General features: G+C 48.8%; 9 protein-coding genes. 4 read left to right on the top strand and 5 right to left on the bottom strand.

Annotation, left to right across the window (positions count from 1 at the left end):
* Positions 1 to 106: 106 nt before the first annotated feature.
* The gene (locus tag J7438_RS20925) at positions 107 to 274 is read right to left on the bottom strand and encodes a hypothetical protein (RefSeq protein WP_209278086.1); all 168 of its coding nucleotides are present in this window, start codon (positions 272 to 274) and stop codon (positions 107 to 109) included.
* A gap of 560 nt (positions 275 to 834) precedes the next feature.
* Here J7438_RS20925 and J7438_RS20920 point away from each other — a divergent pair.
* Both J7438_RS20920 and J7438_RS20915 read left to right on the top strand, forming a co-directional pair.
* Positions 835 to 1,494, top strand: coding sequence for a hypothetical protein (locus J7438_RS20920; RefSeq protein WP_209278085.1), 660 nt, complete (start codon positions 835 to 837; stop codon positions 1,492 to 1,494).
* Positions 1,495 to 2,001: 507 nt separating this feature from the next.
* Positions 2,002 to 2,517, top strand: coding sequence for an RING finger protein (locus tag J7438_RS20915; protein WP_209201239.1), 516 nt, complete (start codon positions 2,002 to 2,004; stop codon positions 2,515 to 2,517).
* A 35-nt stretch (positions 2,518 to 2,552) separates the two neighbouring features.
* Here the strand turns inward: J7438_RS20915 and J7438_RS20910 are convergent, their stop codons facing one another.
* On the bottom strand, positions 2,553 to 4,787 hold the full coding sequence (locus J7438_RS20910; protein WP_209278084.1) for an ankyrin repeat domain-containing protein: 2,235 nt from the start codon (positions 4,785 to 4,787) through the stop codon (positions 2,553 to 2,555).
* A 189-nt stretch (positions 4,788 to 4,976) separates the two neighbouring features.
* On the opposite strand from J7438_RS20910, the gene J7438_RS20905 reads away from it, so the two are divergent.
* A complete protein-coding gene (locus J7438_RS20905) occupies positions 4,977 to 5,843 on the top strand; it encodes a hypothetical protein (RefSeq protein ID WP_209278083.1) in 867 nt (288 codons plus the stop codon).
* A 392-nt stretch (positions 5,844 to 6,235) separates the two neighbouring features.
* On the opposite strand, the gene J7438_RS20900 is transcribed toward J7438_RS20905, so the two are convergent.
* The 3 genes from J7438_RS20900 to J7438_RS20890 all read right to left on the bottom strand — a co-directional run bounded on the left by J7438_RS20900 (position 6,236) and on the right by J7438_RS20890 (position 8,431).
* On the bottom strand, positions 6,236 to 6,949 hold the full coding sequence (locus tag J7438_RS20900) for a hypothetical protein (RefSeq protein ID WP_209278082.1): 714 nt from the start codon (positions 6,947 to 6,949) through the stop codon (positions 6,236 to 6,238).
* Positions 6,950 to 7,202: 253 nt separating this feature from the next.
* The gene (locus J7438_RS20895) at positions 7,203 to 7,970 is read right to left on the bottom strand and encodes a class II glutamine amidotransferase (RefSeq protein WP_209278081.1); all 768 of its coding nucleotides are present in this window, start codon (positions 7,968 to 7,970) and stop codon (positions 7,203 to 7,205) included.
* Between the two features lie 23 nt (positions 7,971 to 7,993).
* Complete coding sequence (locus J7438_RS20890; RefSeq protein ID WP_209278080.1) at positions 7,994 to 8,431, bottom strand: hypothetical protein; 438 nt, start codon at positions 8,429 to 8,431, stop codon at positions 7,994 to 7,996.
* 272 nt (positions 8,432 to 8,703) lie between these two features.
* Here J7438_RS20890 and htpG point away from each other — a divergent pair, with 272 nt between their 5' ends.
* Complete coding sequence (gene htpG, locus J7438_RS20885) at positions 8,704 to 10,620, top strand: molecular chaperone HtpG (protein ID WP_209278079.1); 1,917 nt, start codon at positions 8,704 to 8,706, stop codon at positions 10,618 to 10,620.
* Positions 10,621 to 10,635: the final 15 nt, after the last annotated feature.

Here is a 10,635-nt window from a genome sequence, read left to right as displayed (position 1 = left end):
TTTCAGGGCTTTTATTGGTCTTTATTATCAGCACGATATAGTGTTTGTGGTTTTTTTGTTCTCGTTTTTTTAAGCTAATTATTTAAATTTACAATATTATTGTCGTTTATTCGTCGGGAATTGCTGCAAGAGTGCTTTGCGATGTAAGTTTCTTTTTGATAACGACATGACCTTTGGCATTAACACCATGTAGCTGGAAACTCTTTTTACTCAGATCAATTCTGAGGAAAGCTACCGGACCTTTTTGATTAGTTCCTGATTTGTTTTGCGTCAAGAAGAAAGACCAGTGCCCCCCCAAGTTTTCAAGCTTTCATAGCCATAGCAATTCCTTATGCTTGGTTGACATAAATAAATAGTGAGTGAGTGGCGAGAGGTAGGAACTTTTATAAAAAAGCATGGTCCTAAGCTGTAATTCGATAATTCATTAATTCAATGAATAGACCAGCTTCTTCTCAATTAAGTCCAGCCCCTGATGGCCTTTCTGATATTCAGGGCATGTCTTTAGCTGAATCTGGTGCAACAGGTCAGGCTTTCTCCAGAATGGTTACTGAAGTTGGACAACCTGTAACTAACCATCACATGACTGACCGATCTGCAAGTTCAGATAATCAAGGGTATTTAAATCCTGAAAAAAAATGGTTGAAAGATTTCGCTGTACAAAATCAAACTGGCTATGAAGATTCTCCCGCATTTCCAGTAGCTATACCACTGGAAAATTATCAGGTTGCAGAATATGACCCTGAAAATAATACTTTTTCGATATACTCCTTTACAAAGGGTGTTCAATCAACCTCGCAAAACTCGACAGATGTTGATACCAAACTTAATCCACCTATGCAAATTCCTGATCAAGACGGCATTGGTAATTTCTCTAAATCTACAGCTTCGATTGCGATTATTACCCCACAATTGAAAAGTGAACATCTTCAGCAATATACATCTCCTGCGATTCAAGCCGAAGAAGCTATTGATGAAAATTCTTCACATATTGAATGCCAACGGGAGCTTCGCAAAGATCCCGCTTACGCCAAGCGCGAAAGGGAGCGCAAAAGGGAGCTTCGCAAAGATCCCGCTTACGTGGAGCGCGAAAGGGAGCGCCAAAGAGAGCGCAAAAGGGAGCGCAAAAGGGAGCTTCGCAAAGATCCCGCTTACGTGGAGCGCGAAAGGGAGCGCAGAAGGGAGCGCGAAAGGGAGCGCTACCAGACAGATCCCGCTTACGCCGAGCGCCAAAGGGAGCGCCAAAGGGAACTTCGCAAAGATCCCGCTTACGCCGCGCGCCAAAGGGAGTACTATAGGGAGCGCCAAAGGGAGCTTCGCAAAGATCCCGCTTACGCAGAGCGCCAAAGGGAGCGCCAAAGGGAGCTTCGCAGAGATCCCGCTTACGCCGAGCGCGAAAGGGAACGCCAAAGGGAGCTTCGCAAAAATTCCACCTGCGCCAAGCGTCAAAGGGGGCGCAAAAAAAAAACAGTATCGTCAGTCAGCCAATTCAGCTAAAACTCAGGTGATTTACCACTGACGGGAAAAGGTCAGGTCAACCTGATTGTTACTGAAATGGCGGTCATGAGGTCACTGAAAACGGACTATTGTTAACAGCAATTGCTGTGGATACCACCCTGGGAGGCTGTCCGAGAATAGACTGCCCTACTGCGGCGACAGCAAATTGGTCTAAAAATCCTCTTTTGTTCGGCAAATAGCCCCGCTATTCACCTCACAAAACCGAATTTTTATCCTCAATTTTCTGTCGTCCTCGCTATGGGCGCTATTCTCGGACAGCCTCCTGGAGCAGGTCATCAAAGCCACGGATGCAGAACTTTGGCAGCGACCTGAAAACACTCGGGGAGATTGAATATTGCCCGCCAGATAGCCTTGGGGGTTGGCATGTTCACAGAGAGTACCGCCTGGTTTTGTTTGTGCAAAAATGAAGTTATTGAACTTATCCCTGAATGATCAGTCTAAGGCGGTTACGACGAATATCTGAGTTGATCAAGAGGTAATAATGAAATGGCTAACGCGGTGGCAGCGGACTGTTGTGGGCTATGCCAGATGGATTTTGGCCATCATGCTGAGCTTGTCATGTGCGCCCAGGGCCACGCATTTCATAAAAAGTGCGTGGTGGTTCCTCCCCATATACGCGCGAATTGCCCGGTGGAAAGCTGTGGTGAGCCATTTACCTCTTACGAAAAGAGTCTGGGTAATCGGCTGGCCGAATCTTTTATTATCGAGATCGGGTGGAGTGATAGTTACAGGCAGGCAGTGAGGGAACTTGCCAATGAACTCGGCATTTCTTATGAGTATGCAAGTGCAGTTCTGACTGAGACTGATTTCTTGAAGTTGTGTCTTGAGGCAATACCTGAAACTTTTCTTGAATTGCTTTCAAGTCGTTCATTTTTATTGTTAGTGGGTGCAATAATTGCGTTGTATGGTTTGCCAATCCTGAGCGATTATTTTCAGCAACAATTTTATCCAGGTGATTCTGTGGCTAATGAAGAAACTGAAGTAGTAATTTCTATTCAATAACATGAGTTTTTGTCTCATCAGCCCCATCTTACATTTCACTCATTCGTTGACTCATCGCCCTCAGGGCTTCCCGCAAGCTGTTGTTGCAGGAATTGAACCACCTCCTGATGGTTCTCTTGCCTGGCAATGGAAAGTACGTCCGCATTTTCAGCCGGGTTGGAGTAGTGAATGTTGGCACCCTGTTGACACAGGTACATGACGGTATCCAGACGACCAGACTCTGATGCAGTCCAGAGTGCGCTGCCAAGACTCTGGCATTCCACATTAACGTCAGCCCCCAGCTCAACAAGATACTTCACCACATCAATAATGCCTCTTTGTGCCGCTAACCAGAGGAGGTCGGAGATGTCAGGCCTGGGGTTAGCACTGAAATGGGTCTTGAATGCGCCGAGCAGGTACTTTATTGCGTCCAGTTGGCCTCGACAGGTCGCTTCAGTGAGTGCCATGGAGATGTGTGACGGCTTGATATGCTGCAGTATCGCCTTATCTTCAAACAGGTACTCCAATACGGGGCAATGACCTCCGTTTGCGGTGACATTGAGCAAAAGGTCTGCTTCAATTATTGCGGATTTATGTACCAGATGTTTGACCAGCCCAAGGTGTCCTTGCGCTGCGGCCTCAACGACAGGCGTAGTGCGCCCGCTACTGTTGGCATTAACATCTGCACCTTTTTCCAGCAGATATTCCACGATCTTCCCGAAACCCCTACCCGTTGCTGCGTAGATAGGGGTACACAAGCCTGAATGATTGGCATTGACATTGACGCCCCTGTCAAGCAGGTATGCCACGGTATTCATACTGCCAGCGCTGGCCGCCCAATGGAGTGGCGAACCCGACCCGGCATCGTGAAGTCTTGCGCCCTTGCTGTCCAGGAATTTGGCCAGTTCAAAGTGCCCCTGGGCGCAGGCCTGGCATATTGGGGTTTGTTGGCCCCGGCAGTTGGCGTGAATGTCTGCACCCTTGTCCAGTAGCCACGCCACCGCTTTGATGGAGCCACTGCGGGCCGCGGAAGAGATCGGGGAATAGTGACCCCTCGCATTAATGTTGATGGTTGCCCTGCTGGCAATGTAATCCATCATCACCACCTTGCCACCCTCTGCAGCGTGGCGGAATAGGGCGGAGCCAAGGCCGGGAGCATCAATTCTCAGCTTGTAACGCTCAAGCAGGTACTCCACCAGTTGCCAACTGCCAGAATAGGCAGCAGCCTCAATGGGGTAAGGTTTTTTCCAGGGGTAGGTATTACTGTTGATGGCGTCGAAGTCCTCGCAACCGGCGTTGATGTCCGCCCCCTGGTCAAGCAGATATTTGACCGTTTGCAGGTTACCGCTGCAACAGGCTGCCCAGATCAGGGTATTTTCACCGGTTTCACCATGGCTATTGTTTGCGCCTCGCTCAAGCAGTAACCTGACCAGCCCAGAATGGCCGCAGGATGCCGCGGCATAAACCGGGGTAAGCTGCCCGGTACTCTGGTTATCAATGTCCTCACCCCGATTGAGCAGATACTCTACGACTCTGGAAAAACCCATTTTGGCGGCATGGTGAATCGGGGCACCCCTGCCCGGGCAACCGATTTGCAAACGGGCACCGTTCTGTTCCAGAAACGCCACCAGATCCTGATGGCCACCTTTAATGGCCCAGTACAGTGGCGAATTGACACCTGTGGTGCTGCCAGCCTGTATGTCGGCATGATGTTCCAGCAGAATCTGGACTATCTCCCGATGCCCGGCAGCGGCAGCTCCTGTCAGTGGTGCATGGAGAGGGGTACTGCACTCAAGATGTGCCCCGGAAGACAGCAGAAGCTTTACCAATTCAGGATTGCCAGTCATTGCGGCCAGCCGGAGTGGGGTGTATGACGATTCCTGCTCAACAGTCCTGGCCAGTTGGGCAGCGATAGAGGGGGCTACCCCGCTAATGTTGACAGGTTGTTGATCCAGTGTCGCAATCTGGCTGGAGAGGTTGCAATTAACATCGGCACCCTGTTGAAGTAATGCTGAAATGGCGTAAATTTCTCCATTCAAAATTCCGGACAGCAATTGCAATTGCCAGTTTTCCGGCAGGGGCTGTGGGTTATGATGCCCTGATGGTGCGATGGTTCTTTCTATCAGGGCAGTGTCGGGGACAGGGCTGTGGGCAGGGGACGTCTCTTTTGGCAAGGCAGGAAGAACAGGAGCTGACGACTTATCGGTGGCATCAAGGCCAGAAGGCTTTTTGTCGGTGGATGTGCCGATGAATGTACCCTGGCCATCAGGACTGGAAACTGCACCATACATATTTTTGATCCCAATTCAGTTTTAAAAAATTGTTGGACATTTATTTCTCCTTTTCTATCCCCCCGGATAATTATTTTTATATGGAACTAATGTATTAAAAAAGTGACTGAAACTTAAATAAAGAATGAGTTGTGAAAGAGAGGAACTTTTATCAGAAGGTGTGGTCTTAAGCTGTAATTCAACAATTCAATGGATCAAACCAATCAATTTCCTTCATACAATGCTTCTTTTTCTTTTCTTTGTTCCAGCGCATTAGGTTTAGTCGATCAAGAACAGCAATTTGGTGCCACCGAACAGCAGCCTGTTTATCAAGGCATACCAGTTCGATTGCTGAACCCTGTTTCTATTTACAATAACGGACCAGAGATATATCAAAATGAAGCTGATCATTATAATTCATTAATTAAACATAATATTGAATCTCTAATAAACTTTGATTCAGAAAACGCTTCTGGAACAGGTATTCAAGAGATACCACAATCCATTCTTGATGAATATGTTCCTTACCGGGATGATTATGAACCTGTTAATAATCCATTATTACCAACACCAAGTACTCCCTTTCAGGAGCTCATATCGTGGGACAAGCTTGAAATTAAAGAGCAAACAACAGCGAATCATACAAGCTCAGGTTTACAGTTAACCAATCTTCCTGCCGGAATTCATAGCTCACAAGATTTACGGCCAATTGCTGTCGTTAATCCGTTATACATGCACCAAGCTATAAGTGATAACCAAACAACCCAGGCAGAAGTTAATGTTGATGGCAGTTCTTCATTTGCCGAGCGCCAAAGGGAGCGCAAAAGAGAGCGCCAAAGGGAGCGCCAAAGGGAGTTTCGCAAAGATCCCGCTTACGCGGAGGGACAAAAGATCTATAAAAAGACCTACCAAAGAATCAAAATACAAACCTCCAACAAGGAAGAAGCTAAAGAGCAAGCTGTAATCGCAAGAGAGCGGTATCTTCAGTCAGTCCATTCAGCTAAAAACTCAGGTGATTTACCACTGACTGCTGATTTAGCTGAAACAACCCAGAGTTCTAACCCGGATATTTCATAAACTGCCCCGAATCTCGCGCGGGACTTTGTCGCTCTAAGGTATTTTGTGAGGGAGCGCCGTACCGGGGAGTACGGTCGACTGAACAAAACTCCCTTAGAGCGGCAAAGGATAAGCGAGAGCGGGAGTACGTTTATGGAATATCCGGGCTAGGCCTTTTTCTTTTTTTAATGTGTTTATTACAATGTCAGACTCGGGCAGAGGGATAATCGCTCTTTTGTTTATCGGAACCGGCGGTGGCCTGGAACCATCAAAATTGCCTTCAGCGGAACTGAGCCCGACTTTGGTAGATGGCCCCGAACTCTCGGCAAAGTACTGGCTGGTTCCGGAGGACTCAAGGCCCTGATCCCGGAACGAAAGCCAGGCTATTATTTTGGTCAGATAAATCGTTGTGTTTACCTGGCTATTAAATCTCCGTACCCCCAAATCAGGGTACCGATGATACTTGCCAGCAGGATCACCCAGTCGCACTCACTGGCTGTTCTTTTTACTTTCCTTTCGGTGATGCTGGCATTGCCGATCTGTTCAGCAAGGTCCTTTAATTTTACGTCCCCTTCCCGGGGTAATTTATGGTTGGGGGCTTCAATCATCAGCTCACGGCTTGGCAGTTTTTCACTTCTCTTTCTCAGGGTAATAAATGTCACCAACATGGCCCAGCAGACGACGACGGACCCTGACCGCTGGAAAAGTGCCTGATCGTCATCGCGGGTTATGTCTGAAATCAGCGAAGCGGTAATTGTTGTTGCGGTGGCCAGAGTGCTGAGGATAAAGGTGCTATTCCACTTTTTATTGCGTTCCCACCAGTTATTATGCCTGAGACAGGCAGGTTCTGAGCCTTCACGAGGTAATTCGTCGTTTTCCGGCCTTAAGGTGTGCATATTGATAATGTATGCATCCCGATTATCCTGCCAGGATGAAGATGATAGGCCCGGGAGAGGCGCAGTCAGCCGATTTTGGCGCAGATCACTTTTATCATCAGCCATTTTTGACTGGGTTGAGGTTAAGCAGGAAAGGGAGGAAACGTGTTCTTTTCTTGAGGCAAAAGATCGGTCATTAATCAATGCATGGCCAGGATCTACGGTTTCATCTTCTACTCTGCACGTTGACATGTTAATCGGTTCAGGAAGCTCTCTGGTGCTTCTGCCATGGAATAGAGAATCTTTTGAACTTCGTGTTTTTTGGGCTTGATACCGACTGTCATCAAGTTGGCCGGTGTTTATATCATGTGCTGACGCAGGTCTGCTGATCGGTGTACTCATCATAACCCCCCCGGGCTAACCTATAAGCCGCTGAACTGGATAGAGACCTGCCAAGTGTAATTGCTTGTTGATGACTGGTTTTCAGTTATGCAGAATTTTTTACTCAGGCAGCAAGTTCGCCATTATCAAAAACCACCATGTTGCCCGGCTGAATAGCGTGCCAGGTCTCATTAATGGTTAACGGGTCAGTGGCTACTACGGTGACAATGTCGTTTTCTGTGGTTTCCCTGGCAAAATCCACCGTAATGTCGTCATCTTTGAGACTGGCCTGATTAAACGGCGCTCTGCGGGTTATCCAGTGCAACCGGGTGCTGCAGTAGCAATAGAGGTAACGGGAGTCGGTCAGCAACATATTAAATACGCCCAGCCCACGCAGTTCGTCACAGAGCTGGCGGATGAAGCGTTGCAGTGTACTCACCCTTTTGGGTGGTTTGGGGAATCGCTCACGCACCTGGTCCATGATCCAGCAAAAAGCGTACTCACTGTCTGTGGTTCCCACCGGCAAGTAGTGTTTCAGGGGGAATTTTTTGATGCCTTTCAATTGGCCGTTGTGAGCAAAGGTCCAGTGTTTGCCCCAGAGTTCCCGGGTAAAGGGGTGGGTGTTTTCCAGGGCAATTCTGCCTGCGTTTGCCTGGCGGATATGACTGATCACGATGGTGCTTTTGATCGGGTAGCGGCAGACCAGGTTGGCAATTTCAGAATCACAGCTTGGGTTGGGGTCACGAAATTCCCGTAACCCTTTGCCTTCATAGAACGCGATTCCCCAGCCATCACTGTGGGGGCCGGTCTTGCCCCCGCGCTGCATCAGGCCACGGAAGCTGAACACAATATCCGTAGGCGTGTTGGCACTCATTCCAAGAAGTTCACACATTGGTTGACAAATCGCGGTTAAGTTCAGGATTTCTGGTTAGCAGCAGGGCCCAGAGCGGGTTCCTTGCGTTGACGTTGAGCGTGGTTTGTCCGGGGTTTTTGCCTTTTTTCAGGCGCTGCTTTTTTGGCCTTGCCGACCGGTAATAACACGCCTGCAATCGCTGCAACACCGGCGGCAATGGCCACAGTCCGACCCGTTCGCCACATGGCGTCAACTCCCAGGCTAAGGCCATCATAAAGACTGATAAGGAAGGCCGGGCCAAGATAGCTCTGCTCGGGGTGAACAGTACCGGGCAGGAAAAACAGTACAGCAAAAGCCAGCATCAGAGGTCGCTTTAGCCGCGGATGCCAATTACCAACAATAAACCACAGGCTCAGCAGGCAGCCGAAGGCTCCTGCCAGGTAAACTGCCCATCCCCAAAAATACTGCAATTCCGTCATTGACTCTCCAACAACCGCCATTGAACCAATGGCGGTTAATGTTATTTACCGCCTTCCTTTGGTGTTGTCAGGAGGTGGCGCTGGTATGACCAGCCAAAATGAAACGATCGTATTAACTAAATAACCGACAAGGGTGCATTTTGCATCAATTGACCACCATATGAAAACAGCCGCTGATGATAAAATGAAATTTAATATTCAAAGACCTGAAGAGGGTTGAAATCTCCACCACTGCCCATATCTCCTGACTATCAAAATACCCAATGTGTTGATTAACCGGGATTGAGGTTCTAATGGCAGTCGAAACGAAAAAAGAAACGCTGGGCTTTCAGACTGAGGTGAAACAGCTTCTGCACCTGATGATTCACTCTCTCTATTCCAATCGGGAGATTTTTTTACGGGAGCTGATTTCCAACGCTTCCGATGCCGCAGACAAACTGCGTTACCAGGCACTCAAGAACAGTGAGTTGCTGGAAAGTGACCCAAATCTTGAAGTCAGGGTGGATTACGATAAGGAAGCCAAAACCGTCACCATCGCCGATAACGGCATTGGCATGAACCGTGACGATGTGATTGCCCATCTGGGTACTATCGCCAAATCCGGTACTTCGGACTTCCTGAAAACACTGACCGGTGACCAGAAGAAAGATTCTCAGCTGATCGGTCAGTTTGGTGTTGGTTTCTATTCCGCATTTATTGTTGCTGACAAGGTGACCGTTGAAACCCGCAAGGTAGACACAGAAGAGGCCGTGCGCTGGGTGTCTGATGGTTCCGGTGAGTTTACCGTTGAGCCAATAACGAAAGAGAAGCGGGGTACCACCATTATTCTGCACCTGAAGCCTGAAGCTGAAGAGTATGCTGATGGTTGGCGTCTGCGTAATATCATCCGCAAATACTCTGACCATATCTCCATGCCCATTCTGATGCGCAAGGAAGAGATGCCAGCGACAGAGGAAGAAGAAGGCAAAGAAGAGAAAGACAAAGCGCCCGAGTGGGAAACGGTGAATACGGCGAAAGCCCTGTGGACCCGTTCCCGCAGTGATATCACGGATGAAGAGTACAAAGAGTTTTACAAACACATCAGTCATGACCATACCGACCCGCTGAAGTGGAGCCACAACCGGGTAGAAGGCAAACTGGAATACAACAGCCTGCTTTATATTCCCGCCAAAGCTCCCTTTGACCTGTATAACCGTGATATGCAGAAAGGGTTGAAACTCTATGTTCAGCGTGTCTTTATCATGGATCAGGCGGATGAATTCCTGCCCATGTACCTGCGCTTTATCAAGGGTGTGGTGAACTCTAACGATCTGTCCCTGAACGTTTCCCGGGAGATCCTGCAAAAAGACCCGGCCGTTGACAGCATGAAAACCGCACTGACCAAACGAGTGCTGGATATGCTGGAGAAACTGGCCAAGAAAGAGCCTGAACAATACGCCAGTTTCTGGAAAGAGTTTGGTCAGGTGCTCAAAGAGGGACCAGCGGAAGATTATGCCAACCGTGAGCGGATTGCCAAGCTTCTGCGCTTCTCATCCACTGAGAGCCAGGGACTTGAGCAGGATCAATCCCTGGAAGGTTACGTTTCCCGGATGAAGGAAGGTCAGGACAAGATCTACTACATTACCGCAGAGACCCCCAAAGCGGCGGCCAACAGCCCACATCTGGAGGTATTCCGCAAGAAAGGGCTGGAAGTTCTGTTGCTTTCTGACCGCGTCGATGAGTGGCTGATGTCCCACCTGTTTGAGTTTGACGGCAAATCGTTCGTGGATATTGGCCGTGGTGATCTTGATCTCGGTAAGCTGGACTCCGAAGAAGAGAAGCAGTCCCGGGAAGAGGCGGCTAAAGAGCATGAAGATCTGGTCAAGCGCATCAGCGATGTGCTGGGTGCTGATGTCGAAGCGGTTCGGGTGACCCATCGTCTGACGGACTCTCCAGCCTGTCTGGTGGTTGGGCAGAACGATATGGGGATGCAGATGCGCCGCATTATGGAAGCTGCCGGCCAGAGCATGCCAGAATCCAAACCGATCTTTGAGATTAACCCGGAACATCCATTGATTGGCCGACTGGATAAAGAAGTGGATGAAGATCGCTTTGCCGACCTGACCCGTGTGGTATTTGATCAGGCCAGCCTGGCGGCGGGTGGTCAACTGGACGATCCGGCGGCTTATGTTCAGCGTCTTAACAAGCTGTTGCTGGAAATGGCTGTCTGAAAATAGTGGGTTAAG

The organism is Thalassotalea sp. G20_0 (assembly GCF_017744175.1).
GTDB lineage: Bacteria > Pseudomonadota > Gammaproteobacteria > Pseudomonadales > Endozoicomonadaceae > Endozoicomonas.
This window is presented reverse-complemented; position numbering and strand designations above follow the sequence as displayed.